Annotated in this window: 16 protein-coding genes; 11 read left to right on the top strand and 5 right to left on the bottom strand. The window is 60.1% G+C overall.

What is annotated here, in order from left to right; all coding sequences use genetic code 11:
• Positions 1–15: 15 nt before the first annotated feature.
• The 4 genes from parC to ACIQWS_RS06190 all read left to right on the top strand — a co-directional run bounded on the left by parC (position 16) and on the right by ACIQWS_RS06190 (position 7,507).
• Positions 16–2,298, top strand: a complete 2,283-nt coding sequence (parC, locus tag ACIQWS_RS06175; protein ID WP_346306209.1) for a DNA topoisomerase IV subunit A — start codon at positions 16–18, stop codon at positions 2,296–2,298.
• A 113-nt stretch (positions 2,299–2,411) separates the two neighbouring features.
• Positions 2,412–3,110 (top strand): TetR/AcrR family transcriptional regulator, encoded by a 699-nt coding sequence (locus ACIQWS_RS06180; RefSeq protein ID WP_346306208.1) that lies wholly within the window; start codon positions 2,412–2,414, stop codon positions 3,108–3,110.
• A 48-nt stretch (positions 3,111–3,158) separates the two neighbouring features.
• The gene (locus ACIQWS_RS06185) at positions 3,159–4,361 is read left to right on the top strand and encodes an efflux RND transporter periplasmic adaptor subunit (protein WP_403172816.1); all 1,203 of its coding nucleotides are present in this window, start codon (positions 3,159–3,161) and stop codon (positions 4,359–4,361) included.
• The gene (locus ACIQWS_RS06190) at positions 4,358–7,507 is read left to right on the top strand and encodes an efflux RND transporter permease subunit (protein ID WP_403172826.1); all 3,150 of its coding nucleotides are present in this window, start codon (positions 4,358–4,360) and stop codon (positions 7,505–7,507) included. The genes ACIQWS_RS06185 and ACIQWS_RS06190 overlap by 4 nt, the downstream gene beginning before the upstream one ends.
• Before the next feature lie 6 nt (positions 7,508–7,513).
• On the opposite strand, the gene ACIQWS_RS06195 is transcribed toward ACIQWS_RS06190, so the two are convergent.
• The 5 genes from ACIQWS_RS06195 to hemB form a co-directional block, all read right to left on the bottom strand.
• Positions 7,514–8,413, bottom strand: coding sequence for a DMT family transporter (locus ACIQWS_RS06195; RefSeq protein WP_403172835.1), 900 nt, complete (start codon positions 8,411–8,413; stop codon positions 7,514–7,516).
• Between the two features lie 262 nt (positions 8,414–8,675).
• Positions 8,676–9,422 (bottom strand): arginyltransferase, encoded by a 747-nt coding sequence (locus tag ACIQWS_RS06200; RefSeq protein WP_223615712.1) that lies wholly within the window; start codon positions 9,420–9,422, stop codon positions 8,676–8,678.
• Between the two features lie 142 nt (positions 9,423–9,564).
• The gene (locus ACIQWS_RS06205) at positions 9,565–9,993 is read right to left on the bottom strand and encodes a hypothetical protein (RefSeq protein WP_346305626.1); all 429 of its coding nucleotides are present in this window, start codon (positions 9,991–9,993) and stop codon (positions 9,565–9,567) included.
• A 47-nt stretch (positions 9,994–10,040) separates the two neighbouring features.
• Positions 10,041–10,454, bottom strand: coding sequence for an RDD family protein (locus ACIQWS_RS06210; protein WP_403177534.1), 414 nt, complete (start codon positions 10,452–10,454; stop codon positions 10,041–10,043).
• A gap of 304 nt (positions 10,455–10,758) precedes the next feature.
• Positions 10,759–11,796: a porphobilinogen synthase gene (hemB, locus tag ACIQWS_RS06215; protein ID WP_403172845.1), complete on the bottom strand. Its 1,038-nt coding sequence runs from the start codon at positions 11,794–11,796 to the stop codon at positions 10,759–10,761.
• A gap of 159 nt (positions 11,797–11,955) precedes the next feature.
• On the opposite strand from hemB, the gene ACIQWS_RS06220 reads away from it, so the two are divergent.
• From ACIQWS_RS06220 to ribD, 7 genes are all read left to right on the top strand, one after another.
• A complete protein-coding gene (locus tag ACIQWS_RS06220; protein ID WP_403172849.1) occupies positions 11,956–13,011 on the top strand; it encodes an enoyl-CoA hydratase/isomerase family protein in 1,056 nt (351 codons plus the stop codon).
• Positions 13,008–13,436: a DUF6163 family protein gene (locus ACIQWS_RS06225; RefSeq protein WP_223615716.1), complete on the top strand. Its 429-nt coding sequence runs from the start codon at positions 13,008–13,010 to the stop codon at positions 13,434–13,436. Before ACIQWS_RS06220 ends, ACIQWS_RS06225 begins: the two co-directional genes overlap by 4 nt.
• A 138-nt stretch (positions 13,437–13,574) precedes the next feature.
• Positions 13,575–14,090, top strand: coding sequence for a transcriptional regulator LdtR (ldtR, locus tag ACIQWS_RS06230; protein WP_105735615.1), 516 nt, complete (start codon positions 13,575–13,577; stop codon positions 14,088–14,090).
• A gap of 314 nt (positions 14,091–14,404) precedes the next feature.
• Complete coding sequence (locus tag ACIQWS_RS06235; RefSeq protein ID WP_374042779.1) at positions 14,405–15,694, top strand: murein L,D-transpeptidase; 1,290 nt, start codon at positions 14,405–14,407, stop codon at positions 15,692–15,694.
• Positions 15,695–15,881: 187 nt separating this feature from the next.
• Positions 15,882–17,192 (top strand): serine hydroxymethyltransferase, encoded by a 1,311-nt coding sequence (gene glyA, locus ACIQWS_RS06240; protein WP_403172868.1) that lies wholly within the window; start codon positions 15,882–15,884, stop codon positions 17,190–17,192.
• A gap of 499 nt (positions 17,193–17,691) precedes the next feature.
• Positions 17,692–18,174 (top strand): transcriptional regulator NrdR, encoded by a 483-nt coding sequence (gene nrdR, locus ACIQWS_RS06245; RefSeq protein WP_105735609.1) that lies wholly within the window; start codon positions 17,692–17,694, stop codon positions 18,172–18,174.
• A gap of 5 nt (positions 18,175–18,179) precedes the next feature.
• Complete coding sequence (gene ribD / locus ACIQWS_RS06250) at positions 18,180–19,289, top strand: bifunctional diaminohydroxyphosphoribosylaminopyrimidine deaminase/5-amino-6-(5-phosphoribosylamino)uracil reductase RibD (protein WP_403172886.1); 1,110 nt, start codon at positions 18,180–18,182, stop codon at positions 19,287–19,289.
• Positions 19,290–19,296: the final 7 nt, after the last annotated feature.

A 19,296-nucleotide genomic window follows, 5' to 3' on the forward strand; every position in this document is an offset into this window, starting at 1 on the left:
TGATAACCCATTGACATGGGAAAAAGCCTGATTCCGCCAGACAATGGCGACGATAATATTGAACCGGTTGATCTGAAAGCCGCGCTGGAAGAACGCTATCTGGCCTACGCGCTTTCGACAATCATGAACCGTGCCCTGCCGGATGTGCGCGACGGGCTCAAACCCGTCCACCGCAGAATCATGCATGCGATGCGGCTGTTGCGGCTTTCGCCCGACCAGTCCTATGCCAAATGCGCCCGCATCGTCGGCGAGGTCATGGGCAAGTTCCACCCGCATGGCGACCAGTCGATCTATGACGCGCTGGTGCGCCTGTCGCAGGATTTCGCCGTGCGTTATCCGGTTGTCGACGGGCAGGGCAACTTCGGCAATATCGACGGCGATAACCCGGCGGCCATGCGCTATACCGAAGCGCGGATGACCGACGTCGCCATGCTGCTTCTCGAAGGCATTACCGAGGATGCCGTCGATTTCCGCCCGACCTATAACGAGGAAGACGAAGAACCGATCGTTCTTCCCGGCGCCTTCCCGAACCTGCTCGCCAACGGCTCGTCCGGCATTGCGGTGGGCATGGCCACATCGATCCCGCCACACAATGTGTCGGAGCTCTGCGCCGCCGCCCTGCACCTGATCAAGCATCCCGAGGCGACGGTCGAAGAGCTGATGTCGCTGGAGGACGATCCCGAGGATCACACCAGAACCAGGGTGCGCGGGCCGGATTTCCCGACCGGTGGCGTGCTTGTCGAAAGCGCCGATGCCATTCTCGATGCCTACAAGACTGGACGCGGCGGTTTCCGCCTGCGCGCCCGCTGGCATGTGGAGGATCAGGGGCGCGGCACCTGGATCGTCGTCATCACCGAAATTCCCTATCAGGTGCAGAAATCACGGCTGATCGAAAAGATCGCCGAGCTCCTGATCGCCAAGAAAATTCCCTTGCTGGATGACGTGCGCGACGAATCCACCGAGGATGTGCGCATCGTGCTCGAACCGAAGAGCCGCAGCGTCAATCCCGATATTCTGATGGAATCCCTGTTCAAGCTGTCCGAGCTGGAAACACGCTTTCCCCTGAATATGAATGTTCTCTCGAACGGCAAGGTGCCCAACGTCCTGTCGCTGCGCGACGTGCTCAAGCAATGGCTCGAACACCGCAAGGATGTCCTCATCCGCCGTTCGCGTCACCGGCTGGCCGAGATCGAGCGCCGCCTGGAAATTCTCGGCGGTTTCCTGATTGCCTATCTCAACCTGGACGAGGTGATCCGCATTATCCGCGAGGAGGATGAGCCCAAGCAGGAAATGATGGCCCGTTTCGGGCTGAGCGATGTTCAGGCGGAAGCGGTCCTGAATATGCGCCTGCGGTCGTTGCGCAAGCTCGAGGAATTCGAGATCCGCAAGGAATTCGACGGGCTGACCGCCGAAAAGGGCGAAATCGAGCAGTTGCTGGGTTCCGATGCCAAGCAGTGGCAGACCATTTCCTGGCAGATCGCCGAAATGCAGAAGAAATATGCGGCCGACACACCGCTCGGCAAGCGACGCACCACCTTTGCCGATGCGCCGCAGCACGACCAGGCCGATATTCACCATGCCATGATCGAGAAGGAGCCGGTGACCGTCGTCGTCTCGGAAAAGGGCTGGCTGCGCGCCATGAAGGGGCATCTGCCCGATTTCTCGTCGCTGACCTTCAAGGAGGGCGACAAGCTCAAGCTGGCATTCCACGCGGAAACCACGGACCGGATTCTGATCCTGACCACCGGCGGCAAGTTTTACACCATCGGCGCCAACAGCCTGCCCGGCGGGCGCGGTCATGGCGAGCCGATCCGCATCATCGTGGATATGGAGAACGATCAGGACATCGTCACGGCCTTTGTGCACAACCCCGGACGTCAGCTGCTGCTGTCATCCCATGACGGCAATGGCTTCCTCGTGCCGGAGGCGGATGTCATGGCCAATACCCGCAAGGGCAGGCAGGTGATGAACGTCAAGGCGCCGGATGAGGCGCGCCATTGCATTCCCGTCGCTGGTGACAGCGTGGCGATCGTCGGCGAGAACCGCAAGATGCTGGTGTTCCCGCTGGCGGAAATCCCCGAACTCGGGCGCGGTAAAGGCGTACGCCTGCAGCGCTACAAGGATGGCGGCGTCTCCGACATCCGCGTCTTTGCCATGGAGCGGGGACTCACATGGCAGGATGCGGCGGACCGGACGTTCACGCGTAGCCGGGAGGAACTGGCCGAATGGATCGGACCGCGTGCTTCCGCCGGCCGCATGGTGCCGAAGGGTTTCCCGCGCTCGGGCAAGTTTTCCTGACATCGACGTGACGGCTGATTGAAAAATTAAACGAGAACGTTCATTCTCGTATTGACCGGTTTTTCGTTTCGCTATAAATGAGAGTGAACATTCGCTCTTTTTTGTGGTGCCTCGTGACCGACAGTATTCTGCCAAATCAATCGAAGCTCCTGACCGATGACGGATCGGACAGGGAATCCGGTTGTTTTGTCGCCAAGCTGTTCGGCAAACGGGCGCAGAACCGCGAAGTGCAGGAAGCGCGCATCCTTGAAGCCGCCACCAACTGTTTTGTCCGTGCGGGCTTTCGTGGCGCATCGATGAATGACATCTGCTCCGAGGCCGGCATGAGCCCCGGTGCGCTTTACCGTTACTTCCCCTCGAAAGAATCCCTGATCGAAGCCATCGTCGCGGGCCATCGCAAGGCAAGCGCCGAAATTCTCGACCGCATGAGCGGTTACGGCAACATCATCGATGCGCTTGTGATGGTGGGCCTCGATCACGTTCGCCAGAAGTCGGCGAACGGCGTTGACGACGCCAGCGCGCGGCTTTTTGCCGAGGTGCGGGCGGAAGCCATCCGCAACGAAGCCGTTGCGGCCCAGTGCGAGCTTTATGAAGGGCAGATGCGCGAAAAGCTTCTGTCGGCCGTCGGCGCCGCGAAGGCCCGGGGCGAGATTGATCCCGTCGGTGATCTGGAGCTTGTCGTGGCCAGCCTTGCCGCCATGGGCGAGGGGATCATCATGCGGAATTTTCCGGCACAGGGTGTGCCTGTCGAGGCGCTGGAGCCGATGTTCCGCGCTCTTGCGGTCGGCATCCTGCGCCCCGTGCAAGCATAAATACTGACATACCGATCCAGCAAATACCTCTTTTGATCAGGTAATCCGATGCGCAACCGTCGCACTAAACTTCTGGCATCCGTCGTTCTGGCCCTCAGCCTCACCGCCGCGCTTATCCCTGCCGCCATGGCTGAGGACAAAACGGCCGTACAGGCGGTCAAGCCGCCGGTCATCAATGTCATTCCGGCCGTCGAAGCCGAGATGGTCGCGTCCATCACCGTCACCGGCACCATCGTTCCGCGTCAGGAGGTTGCCGTGGGAACTGATGTGGCGGGGCTGATCGTGCTCGAACTCAGCGCCGATCAGGGTGACCGGGTGATGGAGGGCGAGATCATCGCCCGCCTCGACAAATCGTCCCTCGAAATCCAGCTGGCGCAGATCGAGGCGCAGCGCGCCCAGGCCGAAGCGTCCATCGCCCAGTCGGAGGCGCAGATCGTTGATGCGCAGATCGCCGTCCGGCAGGCCCAGGAAGCGCTCGACCGTGCCCGCGCCCTGTCGGCCAAGGGCATCACCTCCAAAGCCGATTTCGACAATGCCACCAATGCCTATGACAGCGCCAATGCCCGGCTCAACACATCCCGGCAGGCGCTGGTCGCCAGCCAGTCACAGCTGCAATTGGTCGCCGCGCAGAAGCGCGACGTCCTGCTGCGCATCGAAAAGGCCGACGTCAAGGCACCGACGACCGGCGTCGTCCTCAGCCGTAATGCGCTGCTTGGCGGCATTGTGTCGATGAATGCCGGTCCGCTGTTCCGCATCGCCCGAGACGGCGAATTCGAACTTTCGGCCAATATACCGGAAGTGGATTTGCCGCGCCTCAAGCCTGACATGCCGGTGGCTGTGCGCGTGTCCGGCATGGAACAGCCGGTTTCCGGCCGGGTGCGCCTCATCTCCCCGGAAATCACCGCAAGCTCGCGCCTCGGTGCGGTGAAGATTTCACTGGAGCGCAATGACGCGATCCGGCCCGGCAACTTTGCCCGTGCGGTCATCGAATTGACCCGGCGCAATGGCGTCAGCGTCCCGCTCTCGGCTGTTGTCTATCGCGGCCCGACGGCCCTTGTGCAGGTGGTCAAGGACGGCGTGGTCGACACGCGCAAGGTCACCCTCGGCATCCGCAATGACCGCGCAGTGGAAGTGCTCGACGGCCTTACCGACGGCGAAGACGTTGTCGCGCGGGCCGGTACGTTCGTTGCCAATGGCGACCGGGTGACGCCCATGCGCATTGCCGCGGAAACGACGGGGGCAGTCAAATGAACTGGAACATTTCCGCCTGGTCGATCCGCAATCCGGTTCCATCGATCCTGCTGTTTGTCGTGCTCGTCGTTCTCGGCCTGATGAGTTTTTCCAAGCTGCCGATCACCCGCTTTCCCAATATCGATGTTCCCCTGATTTCCGTAGCGGTCACCGATCCCGGCGTTGCGCCGAGCGAGCTGGAAACCCAGATCGCCAAGCGTGTCGAGGATTCGGTTGCCAACATCACCGGCGTGAAGAACGTCACCACCACGCTGACCGAAGGCATTTCGACAACGCTCGTCGAGTTCCGCCTCGAAGTGGATACGCAGAAGGCGCTCAACGATGTCAAGGATGCGGTCACCCGCATCCGCAGCGATCTGCCTGCCACGATCAAGGAACCCATTGTCAGCTCTGTCGATGTCGAGGGCTCGTCGATCCTGACCTATGCGATTTCCGCGCCGGCGATGACATCCGAGGAACTGTCCTGGTTCGTCGACGACAAGATTCTGCGCGATATCCAGGGCGTCAAGGGTGTCGGCCGTGTCGAACGCTATGGCGGCGTGACGCGGGAAATCCGCGTCTCGCTCGATCCGGACCGTCTGACGGCATTGGGCGTGACCGCATTTGACGTCAACCGCGCGCTGAAATCGATGAATGCCGATCTGACCGGCGGGCGCGGCGATCTGGGTTCAACCCAGCAGACCATCCGTACCCTTGGCGCATCCCGCACGCTGGACGACCTGCGCAGCGTCGAAATTCCGCTGGCGGGCGGGCGCTCTGTCCGGCTGGATGCCATCGGCACCGTGTCGGATTCGTTCCAGGAACCCAAATCCTTTGCCCGCGTCAACAACCAGACCGTGGTGTCCCTCGGCGTGTTCCGCGCCAAGGGTGCCAGCGATGCGGATGTGTTCAAGCGGGTTCAGGACCGCATGGACCTGCTGACGCAGAAATACCCCGATGTGCGGTTCAGCATCATCGACAATGCAGTGAACTACACCTACGGCAATTATGAAGCTGCCATGAGCTCGCTGGTCGAAGGCGCGCTATTGTCGATCGTCGTGGTCTTCCTGTTCCTGCGCAATATCCGCGCGACGCTGATCGCGGCGATTGCCCTGCCGCTGTCGGCCATCCCGACATTCTGGGCCATCGATATGCTCGGCTTCTCGCTGAACCTGATCAGCCTGCTCGGCATCACGCTGGTGACGGGTATTCTCGTCGACGACGCCATCGTGGAGATCGAGAACATCGTCCGGCACATGCGGTCGGGCAAATCGCCTTACCGCGCGTCGCTGGAAGCGGCCGACGAAATCGGACTTGCCGTTATCGCCATTTCCGTGACGATCATTGCGGTGTTTGCGCCGGTCAGCTTCATGAGCGGCATCGCCGGACAATATTTCAAGCAGTTCGGCCTGACGGTCGCCGTGGCGGTGTTCTTCTCGCTGCTGGTCGCCCGCCTGATCACGCCGATGATGACCGCCTATCTCCTGCGCGACGGCAAGAACCTGCACCATGAGGACAATGACACCGGCTGGGTTGGCGCCTATACGCGCTTCCTTGGGGTGACGCTGCGCTATCGCTGGCTGACGCTGATCAGCGGCGTCCTGCTGTTCGCAACGGCCATCTGGGCCATGGGGTTCCTGCCATCCGGGTTTGTCCCGGCACAGGACGAGGCGCGCGTGGCGGTCAATCTCGAACTGACGCCGGGTTCGCGCATCGATGAAACCCGCCGCGTCACCGATGAAGCGGCGCTGCGGATCCGGGAAATCCCGGAAGTGCAGCAGACCTATGTCGTCGGCGGGTCGTCGCCAAAGGGCGAGACGGATACGCGCCGCGCGACCATGATCGTCAAGCTCAGCCACAAGAGCGAGCGCAACCGGAGCCAGAAGCAGATCGAAGCCGAGATTTTTGCCAAGCTTTCCGAAGTGCCGGATCTGCGCGCCAACTTTGTCAATGATCGCGGCGAGCGCGAATTTGCCGTCGGCGTCATCGGCGCGGACGGCCAGAAGGTGAGCGAGCAGGCCCGGTCCATGCAGAGCGGCATGACGGCAACGGGCAGCTTCCAGGCGGTGTCCTCCAGCGCTGCGCTGGACCGTCCGGAAATCATCGTGACACCGCGCATGGACAAGCTGGCCGAGCTTGGCCTGTCCACGGCTGCCGTTTCCGATGCGCTGCGCGTTGCAACCCTTGGCGATCTCGACGCCAATCTGGCGAAATACACCGTGGGTGACCGGCAGATTCCGATCCGGGTTCAGCTGACCGAGGACGCCCGCCGCGATCTGACCGTCTTGAACACGCTGACCGTGACCGCCCCATCCGGCGTCGTGGTGCCGCTGGCATCCATCGCGCAGGTCAGTTTCGGCCAGGGACCGTCGTCCATCGAGCGCTTCAACCGCGAACGGCGCGTCGTCGTCGGCGCCAACATGGCCGGTGGCAAGGAGATCGGCGAGGGGCTTTCCATCGTCAAGGGCTTGCCGCAGGTCAAATCCATGCCGGATGGCGTGCGCATTCAGGAAACCGGCGACGCCGAAGTCATGGGCGAAGTGTTCGCGGGCTTCCGCAATGCGATGATCATGGGCCTGATGCTGGTGTTCGTGGTGCTGATCCTGCTGTTCGGCAGTATCTTCCATGCCTTCACCATTCTGATGTCATTGCCGTTGTCGATTGCCGGTGTGGCCGCCGCCCTGCTGCTCACCAACAATTCCGTATCCATGGCCGTGGTCATCGGTATTCTCATGCTGATGGGCATTGTTACCAAGAACGCCATCATGCTGGTCGATTTTGCCATTGAAGAGGTCAAGCACGGCATACCGCGCAATGAGGCGATCATCGACGCGGGCCGCAAGCGCATCCGTCCCATTGTCATGACGACGATTGCCATGTCCGCGGGCATGGTGCCGGCGGCGCTGGCCTTCGGCGATGGCGGCGAGTTCCGGGCACCCATGGCCATCGCGGTGATCGGCGGGCTGCTGATCTCGACCGTCCTGTCGCTGGTGTTCGTGCCGTCCTTCTACACGATCATGGACGATCTCAGCCGCTGGATGGCGCGTGCGTTCCATTGGGGCTTCCGTCCGAACAAGCCGGACGAAGCCGAAGCGGCCGCACGCCCTGGCGTGCGCACCGTGCCCGCCTATCCGGCACCGGGCTATGCCAGCGAGGCAGCCGAATAGGGGGTCTCAGATCGGGTGGCGGAACGCCGCCATCCGCGAGCGCTTGCGGGCGCTGTGCATCTGCCAGATCGAATGGCTGACCAGCGTGGTGATGATGATGATGCCGCCAAGCAGGGTGGGATCGCTCGGACGTTCGGCAAAGACCAGCCAGACCCAGATCGGCGCCAGAACCGTCTCCAGGAGATAAAACATCGCCACTTCAGGCCCGGACAGGAAGCGCGGGCCGGTCGCCAGGCAGGCAAAGGCGATTGTCGTCACCACGGCGCCGTTGAAGATGATCCAGCCGGGCGCGGCGACGGAAAAGCCATGCTGTGAAACCATGAAAATCGCCACGGTCATCGGCAGGACGGTGCCGATAATGGCGGCAAAGCTCATATCCTTCTTCGAGGCGCGGGTCACCGTGATGGCGGAGGCGAGGAAGAATGTCGACATCAGGGCGATGATATTGCCGAACAGGTGCCCCGATGACAGGCCCTCGCGCACGATGATCCCGACGCCGATCAGCATGAAGAACATGGCGACGAAGGTTGCGGTTTTCGGGCGCTCCTTCAGGAAAATCCAGGAAAGCAGCGCCGCAAACACCGTGTTGAACGCCAGGATGAAGACAAGGTTGGCGGTCGAGGTGTTGTAGACGGCGATCATGAAGAAGATCGAGCCCAGGCCGTAAAGCCCGGCCACGGCAAAGCCGATCCGTCCCGGCAGGATGGTTTTGACCCGGCCGGTCACCGTGCTCCACACCGCCCAGATGATCAGAGCGCAGATGAAGGTCGTGCCGCTGCGCAAAAGCAGCGTCGACCAGGTTTCCCCCTGGCCGAGGCGCAGCAGCGGGATATCGACGGAGAGTATCAGTCCGCCTATGCCCGTGATGAGCAGGCCCTTGCGGTGATCGAGATGCGGTTGGGACATTTCCTCTGACTTTCCAAGTCTTTTTCTTGTTTTGAGGCCCGAGCATTAGCCGCAAGCGCTGGCTTATTCTAGGTCGCCTGCACATAAATCTGTTTCAAACGGCAGAAGGCAGTTTCGTGGTGCGTGGTTCGACAAGCTCACCATGAGGGATATGGTTTGGTGCAAGGTTGGTCACAAACGTTGCAGAATAGTGCTCCCCTGCAATCCTCGCCCTCCCTCATGGTGAGCTTGTCGAACCACGCATCACCAAAGTGCACATGAACTAATCGCGGCGTTCCCAGCCCTTCGGGCCCAGATGTTCCTGGGGCTTGTAGCGGATTTTGTACTGCATCTTGCGCGAGCCCTCGACCCAGTAGCCGAGATAGACATGCGGGAGGCCGGCGGCAGCGGCGCGCTGGATGTGATCGAGGATCATGAAGGTGCCGAGCGAACGGTCGGCGTAATCCGGATTGAAGAAGGAATAGACCATCGACAATCCGTCGCCCATGACATCGGTCAGCGCCACGGCGATCAGCTCGCCTTCGCCTTTCTTGGTGATGAAGGAATCCGGCCCGCGGCGGCGGTATTCGATGATCTGGGTGGGGACGTGGGTGTCTTCGACCATCATCGCATAGTCGAGCACCGTCATTTCCGACATGCCGCCCTTGTTGTGCCGCGCATCGAGATAGCGCCGGAAGAGGGCGTATTGTTCCGTCGAAGGTTCCGCCTGGTGGATATTGCCGATCAGGTCCCGGTTGTGGTTCCAGACCCGGCGCATGGATTTGTCCTGCTTGAACTCCCCGGCGAGAATCCGCACGGAAACGCAGGCCCGGCAATTCTCGCAGGCCGGACGGTAGGCAATGTTCTGGGAGCGGCGGAAACCGCCCTGGGTCAGGAGATCATTCAGCTCGGCGGCACGCCCGCCGACGAGGTGTGTAAAAACCTTGCGCTCCAATTGCCCTTCCAGATAAGGACAGGGCGAGGGTGCTGTCAGGAAGAACTGCGGTGATTGCTGCGGTTGATGCGTCATTCGTTATCCTGGAACAGTCTGCAACCCCTATAGAATCGTAAGACCCCCGAAAACGTCAATTCAATTATATTGCATTCAGATGTGAATGTCGCGGGTCGTCGTTGCAAACGTTACGGCCAGGACCAAGGTGCCAAGCTTAATGTCAGCCGTGGTCGTCATTGAGATTGTAGCAGGGCTGGCCGTTCCATGAATGGCTCGGCGCATCCACCTTGCCGTCGACCGTACGGCCCCAGCGGCCGGCGAAGGAACGGTAATCGTTGGAAAAGCGGATGGTCAGCAGACCCGAGCCGTATTTGTCGACCCAGACCATCGTGCGCTCGGTACCCTTGGCCGGATCTTTTTCCGCGAGGGTTCCCATGACGAGGCCATCGCGCGCTTCGATCTGGTATGTGCCCGATATGCGGCCATCACGATCCACATTGAGCGCCGTGACGACATCCCGGTAGTCGCCGCTTGAAATCACCTCGCCGCAAAACCGTCCGGCCGGTGAAGCAGCGATGCTGTCGCCAAGCCCGGAACCATAGAATGCGAATGCCATTGCGGCGAGAGCAGCAAGCCTGAGATGTGTCATGGATGTGGCCGGTAAAGCAAGAAGGCTCCCGATGGGAGCCTTCTGGATTAATGATATGCGCGTACGACGACCGTACCAAGAAGAAGATCGTGGACCGTGCGTTTGCGGTCGACAACGAAAGTTGCAAGCAGGATCAGCGGTGTCAGCACCACATTCAATCCCCAGAACAGCACCGTATGGACGATCGCAAGCAGGCCATCGACCTTCTGGCCGTCAAGACGCTCGAGCCTGAGGCCCATCATCTGCATGCCCTTGGTTGCCTGGCGCGGTCCGCCGAGTGTTGTCGCCACATAGGCGAGCGCCACGGCCGGGAACATGATGCCATAAAGCATCCATCCAAGGCCAAGCGTTGCAACACCCAGAATGGCGATGACGATCGCGACCGGAATGCACAGGAAAAACACGATGACATAATCCATCAGGAACGCAAAAATGCGGCTGGACCGCACGCCCTGATACATCCGCCAGTCATCCAGGCGGTTGGTGATTATTTCGCCGTCAAGCGCGCTCGTATTCATTTCGTTTCCCGTTTCAAACACACGGACACAGTGCCGTGCTGCAGAACGTGGGAACTCCAGAATGGAAATTCAAGGAGATTTTGCGCAATAGGGCTGCATATGGCCATTGTGCGTGGTTTGACAAGCTCACCATGAGGGAGAGTGAGGATTGCAGGGAACTGTATTCTTCAATGTTCCCAATCGACTGTGCAGCCCATCCATTTCCCTCATGGTGAGCTTGTCGAACCACGCACGGAGCTGATGCAGTCTAAAGCCCGGCTTTCAGTCGCTCGGCGACAAGCGGGGCGAAATAGGTCAGGATGCCGTCGCAACCGGCACGCTTGAACGCCAGCAGCGTTTCCATCATCACCCGTTCCTCGTCGATCCAGCCATTGGCGCCGGCGGCCTTGATCATCGTGTATTCGCCGGACACCTGATAGGCGAATGTCGGGACGGAGAATGTCTGCTTGAGCCGGTGGATGATGTCGAGATAGGGCAGGCCGGGCTTGACCATCAGTGAATCCGCGCCTTCCGCCAGATCCTGCTCCGCTTCGCGGACCGCCTCGTCCGTGTTGGCCGGATCGATATAATAGGTCTTCTTGTCGCCCTTCAGGCGTCCCGACGTGCCGATGGCTTCGCGGTAGGGGCCATAGAAGGCCGATGCGAACTTGGTGGCATAGGCCATGATCGCCACATCCTGGAAACCATTCTGGTCCAGCGCTTCGCGGATGGCACCGATACGGCCATCCATCATGTCGGACGGCGCAATGATATCGGCACCGGCGGCTGCCTGCAGCACGGCGCCACGGGTGATCTGCGCCACCGTCTCGTCATTGACGATGATGCCGTCGCGCAGAATGCCATCATGGCCATGGCTGGTGAACGGGTCGAGCGCCACATCGGTAATCATGCCGATTTCCGGCACCGCATCCTTGATGGCGCGGGTGGCGCGGTTGATCAGGTTGTCGGCATCGAGAATGCCCGATCCCGTCTCATCGCGCAGGGCCGGGTCGATATTGGCGAAGGTGGCAATGGCTGGAATGCCGAGCTTTGCGGCACGTTCCGCCTCGCGCGCGGCCATATCCACAGAAAAGCGCTGCACGCCGGGCATGGCGGCAATGTCTTCACGGCGATTCGTCCCCTCGCACAGAAAGATCGGCCAGATCAGGTCATTCACCGTCAGCTGGTTCTCCTGAACCAGGCGGCGCGACCAGTCGGCCTTGCGCATGCGGCGCAGTCGCCGGCTCTGCGTGATTTCATCGACGGTCCTGCCGGTGCTGGCATGAAAAGGGGAAACTTTGTTCATGATGGCTGCCTTATCCGCGTGCAGCGGACTTTCTGCTGTTGTTGAGAAGTGTTTTAACAGGCTTCCCCCCTCGGACCAAGATGCTTGGCAACAGATGTGATCCATTGACGCGGTGCGCCGGAGTTTCCTAACCTCATCATAATCAATGAGGAGGGGTGCATGGAAATCGATTTCGGCGGCGAAGGCGAAATAGTATTCGAAACCAGGGGCAAGGCCGGACTGGTTCGTTTGACACGCCCGAAAGCCCTCAATGCCCTGACCCCGATCATGGTCCGGGCGATGCATCGCGCCCTGCAGGCCTGGGCCGTCGATCCCGATATCGCCTGCGTTATCGTTGAGGGGGAAGGCCGCGCCTTTTGTGCGGGCGGCGATATTCTTGCCGTCTACCATGCGGGGCAGGCGGGCAAGCCGCTCTATGACTTCTTTTACGACGAGTACCGGCTCAACGCCTTCATCCGCCATTTTCCAAAACCCTATGTTTCCCTGATCGACGGCATCGTCATGGGCGGTGGCGTCGGCATTTCCGTGCATGGCTCGCACCGCATCGTCACGGAAAATGTCATGTTCGCCATGCCGGAAGTCGGCATCGGCTTCTTTCCTGACGTGGGCGGCAGCGCCTTCCTGCCGTACTTGCCCGAACATTTCGGCACTTACCTTGCCCTGACAGGCAACCGTATCCGCCAGGGCGATTGCCTGCAGAGCGGCATTGCCACCCATGCCATCCGGGCGCAGGACAAGGAGGCGATCCGCCATAGCCTGATCAAAACAGGCGACCCGGCGGAAGCCTTGCACGGCAAAACGATCAATCCGGACTATGAAACCAGTGAAAAAATACGCGATATGATCGGCGTGCTCTTCGATTCGCAAACGCTTGGCGGTTGTCTCATCCGCCTGGCTGCCGCCGGCGTGAACGGAAACGAGGATGCGCAGCGCGTTCTGGATATCGTCAGGACACGTTCTCCCACCAGCCTGCACGTGACGTTCAGGCAGATCGAAGAAGGACGTGATCTCGACATGGATCAATGCATGCAGATGGAATACCGGATCCTGTCCCGAATGCTGGAAAACCATGATTTCTATGAAGGTGTCCGGGCGCTGCTGGTCGATAAGGACAATGCGCCGGTCTGGCAGCCGGCAACGGTTGAAGACGTGACGCCTGAGATGGTGGACGCTTATTTCGCGCCATTGGGCGAGCGGGAACTGCAGCTTACATGATCGAGAAGCCCACCCATCTGCCCTTCGATTCGACGCTGGCCCAGACCGGATTCATCTGGCTGCTGCGTTTGGTGTCGCTGTATTGCCTCGCGGCCGGTGTCGGTTACTGGGTGCAGATCATGGGCTACTACGACGGGCTGCTCTGGCGCTTCGACCTGATGCCCTGGCAATGGAAGGTGGCGTCCGTGTCGCTGGCCATGCTGTTTCCCGTGGCGGCGACCGGGCTCTGGATGATGGTTTCGTGGGGTCCCGTCATCTGGTTCGTGGCCGCCGCGGGTGAGACGCTGATGTTCACGGTGTTCTGGGAATACTTTTATTACCGGCCGGCAATTGCCGTTATCCATGGCTGCGTCGCCTTGCTCTATATCGCCTTCCGTATCGTGCTTTTGCTGCAGAAGCGCCAGCAGGCCATGCCGCAGCGGTAAGTCTTCATTAAGCCTGAAATTGCATGCCTCGTGGTAAGGTACTGTTAAGTCTGAGTTTTAATTCGAATTTTATGCGTATTCGATAGTGTTGCCTCAACGGTGAGAAAAATACACCGAAACAACAGTGAGGCAGGTATTATGAACAACATACAGAGAAAGTCTGGCACGAGCCCGCATGCGACCGTCAATGATACAGCATTGCGGACTCTTTATCTTGAAGCACTTCAGTTGGTCGAACGTCTGCATCGTCGTTTACTTGACGTTGTCAAAGATGAATTCGACCGCAACGGCCGCAGCGACATCAACGCCATCCAGGCATTGCTGCTTTTCAACATCGGCAATGCTGAACTGACCGCCGGTGAACTGCGCAGCCGCGGTTACTATCTCGGCTCGAACGTGTCCTACAATCTGAAGAAACTGGTCGAGCTCGGCTTCATCTCCCACGAGCGTTCCCGCACCGACCGCCGTTCGGTTCGCGTCAGCCTGACGGAGAAGGGCAATGAAGTGGCCGAACTGGTTGCAGGCCTTTACGAGCGTCACGTGGCGTCGATCGAGCATGTCGGCGGCATCAAGGCGGAAGAATTCCAGTCGATGAACAAGGCGTTGCAGCGTCTCGACCGCTTCTGGAACGATACCATCGCCTACCGCATGTAATCCTCGAGACCACTGTCAAACAAAAGCCCGGCTTCGCGTGACTGCGAAGGCGGGCTTTGCTGTGCAGGGCTGTGCCAACGGGCCAAAAGTCATCAATCCGCCATAATGGCGTGGAAAGGCGTTTTGAGTTATTCCATAATTCAGTGAAGCTTAAATAGCGGCCTCCGCACGGGCTGATCGGCGCTCGAACCATCACGATAACGCGATCAGTGCAAAAGTTGCTGTTTATTAAGGGTGTTCCTGATAATTTTGGAAACCATAATCCGTGTTCTGCGTTATGAGGCGACGGGTTGGTTACAGAACTTCCAATTGGGTTGGGCAATACTATGAAGAAACTAGGATCATCAGCGCTTGATCGCCGCACATTCCTCACGGGCGTGGCAACAGCTGGTTTGGCTGCCATTGCATCGTCCGCCTGGGCGGAAGATGCCGCAATCAACGACATCCTTGCTTCTCCACGCCGCGGCAACTGGGACGACCAGTTCGACGCACGCTCCAGCGCCCATGCCAAGGTGGCCAGCTTCCAGCCGATTGCCAGCCCCGAGACAGTGTCCTTCATTCAGGCGGCCATCAACAGCTACAACCAGATCGTTGCCGGTGGCGGCTGGCCGAACGTGCCGGTTACCACCAAACTGCAACTCGGCGTTGTCGATCCTTCCGTTTCCATCCTGCGCAAGCGCCTGATGGTATCGGGCGATCTGTCCGCGAGCGCCGGCATTTCCAATTCATTCGACACCTATGTCGATGCGGCGGTGAAGCGTTTCCAGACCCGTCACGGCCTTCCCGCTGATGGTGTCATGGGCCAGTTCACCATTGCTGCCATGAACATTCCGGCCAATATCCGGCTCGGCCAGCTGCAGACCAATCTGGAGCGCGTGCGCACGCTCGCCGCTGCCAATCAGGGCGCCCGCTATGTCATGGTCAATATTCCGGCCGCGCAGATCGAGGCCGTCGAGGGTGGCCGCGTCGTGCAGCGCCATACGGCCATTGTCGGCAAGATCGACCGCCAGACGCCGATTCTCGACTCCAAGATTTCCGAAGTTATTCTCAACCCTTACTGGACGGCACCGAAGTCGATCATCCAGAAGGATATTATCCCGCTGATGCGCAAGGACCCGACATACCTCACGCGCAACAAGATCCGCCTGTTCAACGAACAGCGCCAGGAAGTGCCGCCGGAAAGCGTCGACTGGAACACCGACGATGCGGTCAAGCTGATGTTCCGTCAGGACCCGGGCAAGATCAACGCCATGTCCTCGACCAAGATCAACTTCCCCAATCCCTACGCGGTTTACATGCATGACACGCCGCAGCAGGGCAATTTCAACAAGCTGATGCGCTTCGATTCCTCCGGCTGCGTGCGCGTGCAGAACGTGCGCGATCTGAACGTCTGGCTGCTGCGCAACACGCCGGGCTGGGACCGCCAGACCATGGATGCGACGATCAAATCCGGCGTCAACACGCCGATTGCCGTTGCCGATCCGGTTCCCCTGCATTTCGTCTATGTCAGCGCCTGGTCGACCGGCGACGGCGTCGTCCAGCTGCGCGACGATATTTACGAGCGCGACGGCCAGCAGGCCCTGTCGATCGGCACCAACACCTGATCGCTGCATCTGCTTGAATTTGCTGATATTGCAAAGACCGCCTCCGGGCGGTCTTTTTGCATTTGAGTGGTGGATGGCGGTTTCGGGCTAGTGCTTTTCGCCCACCGGCCATTGGCCTTGATCGTTTAAGTATGATAATGCGCCGGAAATACCTACTCACTTACCGGCAAATGAGGGTCCAGGCACCATGTCGAATGCAAGCGCTTCCGTTGCAGATACATTTTTCAACGCATCACTCGAAGACATCGATCCGGAAATTTTTGGCTCCATCCGCAAGGAACTGGGCCGCCAGCGCCACGAGATCGAGCTGATCGCCTCGGAAAACATCGTTTCGCGTGCCGTGCTTGAGGCACAGGGCTCGATCATGACCAACAAATATGCCGAGGGCTATCCGGGCAAGCGCTATTATGGCGGCTGCCAGTTTGTCGATATCGCGGAAGAACTGGCCATCGAACGCGCCAAAAAACTGTTCAACTGCGAATATGCCAATGTGCAGCCGAATTCCGGCAGCCAGATGAACCAGGCCGTATTCCTGGCGCTGCTGCAGCCGGGTGACACCTTCATGGGCCTCGACCTCAATTCCGGCGGGCACCTGACCCACGGTTCGCCCGTCAACATGTCCGGCAAGTGGTTCAACGTCGTGTCCTACGGCGTGCGCCAGGACGACAACCTGCTCGACATGGCCGAAATCGAACGCCTGGCACATCAGCACAAGCCAAAGCTGATCATTGCCGGCGGCACGGCCTATTCGCGCGTCTGGGATTTCGAGCGTTTCCGCCAGATCGCCGACGCGATCGGCGCCTATCTCATGGTCGACATGGCGCACATCGCCGGTCTCGTGGCTGCCGGTGTGCACCCGTCGCCGCTGCCGCATGCGCATGTCACCACCACCACGACGCACAAATCCCTGCGCGGCCCGCGTGGCGGCATGATCCTGACCAACGACGCTGATATCGCCAAGAAGATCAATTCGGCTGTCTTCCCCGGTCTGCAGGGCGGACCGCTGATGCATGTCATCGCCGCCAAGGCCGTGGCTTTCGGCGAAGCGCTGAAGCCGGAATTCAAGACCTACGGCCAGAATGTCGTGAACAATGCTCGTACCCTGGCAGAATCGCTGAAGAAGAACGGCCTCAACATCGTTTCGGGCGGCACCGACAACCATCTGATGCTGGTGGACCTGCGTCCCAAGAACGCCACCGGCAAGCGTGCGGAAGCTGCGCTTGGCCGCGCCAACATCACCTGCAACAAGAACGGCATCCCGTTCGACCCCGAAAAGCCGTTCGTCACCTCGGGCGTGCGCCTGGGCACACCGGCCGGCACGACGCGCGGTTTCGGCGCGGCCGAATTCACCGAGATCGGCAATCTGATTTCGGAAGTGCTCGATGGCCTGAAGGTCGCCAATTCCGACGAGGGCAATGCAGCGGTGGAAAAGGCCGTGCAGACCAAGGTGGTCGAGCTGACCGGGCGTTTCCCGCTTTACCCCTACCTCGGACAGTAATTCCGGGAGAAATATTGGAAATGGCGGTGCTTGAGCGCCGCCATTTTTGTTTGCGGGTGCGGGAGGAAGTGCGTGGTTCGACAAGCTCACCATGAGGGAGGCGAGTTGGCTTCAAGCTACTCGCAAAGGTTGTAGGGTATGGCTCTCTGCAATCCTCACTCTCCCTCATGGTGAGCTTGTCGAACCACGCAATGTGACTCTGCCATCCGCCAGCCACAAACAGTCACACCAACCGTTTCTTTGACACATCGTTGCGGCCAGGGTGCTTTTATATCGTACCGAAAGCCACTATCTTCCCCTAGTGGAACGAATTTGACATCCGCACCCCGTTTGACATCACCCGCAACATGCGGATGTCAAATTCAAAGTTCCACTAGTATCATAGACTTGCTAGTGGTCCTTTGATTCTGACATTTGCCTGAATGGCCTGTATCAAAGGGACGCAAATGTCAGAATCGGACCACTACCGATTTCAGAATCATCTCCGGAAAGCCAAACGATGCGTTGTCCCTACTGCCAGTCTGAGGATACTCAGGTGAAAGATTCCCGCCCCGCCGAAGATGGGGCGGTGATCCGCAGACGGCGCATCTGTACCGTGTGCGGCGGGCGCTTCACCACCTTCGAGCGCGTGCAGTTGCGCGATCTCAGCGTGATCAAGAAAAGTGGCCGCAAGGTGGCTTTCGACCGCGACAAGCTGATGCGTTCAGTGGAAGTGGCGCTGCGCAAGCGGCAGGTCGATCCGGAACGGGTGGAGCGCGCGGTGTCGGGCATTGTCCGCCAGCTCGAAAGCTCCGGCGAACCGGAGGTCAGCTCCGACGAAATCGGCCGGCTGGTCATGGATGCGCTGAAAGGCATCGATGACATCGCCTACATCCGCTTCGCCTCGGTCTACCGCAATTTCCGCGAGGCCAAGGATTTCCACAATGTGATCGACGAAATCACCGCTGGCGATGTTGCGTCCGATCCGGTCGAGGATGAGTGAACCACATGAACCCATCGGAGCAGAGTGCGCTTGACCGGCGCTACATGGCTGCGGCCATTCGTCTGTCGCGCAGCCATCAGGGGCTGACGGGCACAAACCCGTCCGTCGCCACGCTGATTGTCGACAAGGATGGTGTCATTGCCGGGCGTGGCGTGACCGCCATCGGCGGGCGGCCGCATGCGGAAACACAAGCCCTGGCCGAGGCTGGCGAGCGGGCGAGGGGCGCCACGGCCTATGTCACGCTCGAACCCTGCGCCCATCACGGCAAGACGCCGCCCTGTGCCGATGCACTGGTCACGGCGGGTGTCAGCCGCGTCGTTGCCGCCGCCAATGACCCGGATGACCGGGTGGCGGGCAGGGGCTATGCCATCCTGCGCAATGGCGGCATCGAGGTGGTGACCGGCGTTCTGGCAGCGGAAGCCGCCGATTATCTCGCCGGCTACCTGATTCGATCATCGAAAAAACGCCCGGAAGTGACTCTGAAACTTGCACTTTCCGCCGATGGCTATATCGGCAGGCACGGGACGGGCCAGATTGCCATCACCGGCCCGATTGCGCGGGCGCAGGTACACCTGATGCGGGCTGAATCCGATGCCATTCTCGTGGGAATCGGCACGGCGCTGGCCGATGACCCCGTCTTGACCTGCCGTCTGCCGGGGCTGGAAAACCGCTCGCCGGTGCGCATCGTGCTCGACAGCCGGCTGCGTCTGCCGCTGGACAGCAAGCTGGTGCAATCGGCGGGTAGCGTTCCCCTTTGGATTGCCGCCAGCGCCCAGGCCGATCCGGCCAAGCGCCAGGCGCTGGTCGCGGCGGGCTGCCGTATGCTCGCGACCGAAACCGATTGCGGCGCGACCGCGCTGCCGGAACTGCTCGACGATCTGGCGGCGCAGGGCATCGCCACGCTGATGGTGGAGGGTGGTGCTGCCGTCGCGTCCGCGCTTCTGCAGGACGATCTCGTTGACCGCATTGCGCTTTTTGAAGGCCCGCTGGCAATCGGATCGGACGGCGGTCTTGCAGTACCGGAACTTTCTTCCCATATCGCTCGTGACTTCACGATGTCGCGGGATGACCGCTTCGGTGACGATCACTATCGCGAATACGTAAGACCCATCTGAGGAACCA

Origin of the sequence: Phyllobacterium sp. NPDC097923, assembly GCF_044760925.1 — a bacterium.
Taxonomy (GTDB): Bacteria; Pseudomonadota; Alphaproteobacteria; order Rhizobiales; family Rhizobiaceae; genus Phyllobacterium; species Phyllobacterium calauticae.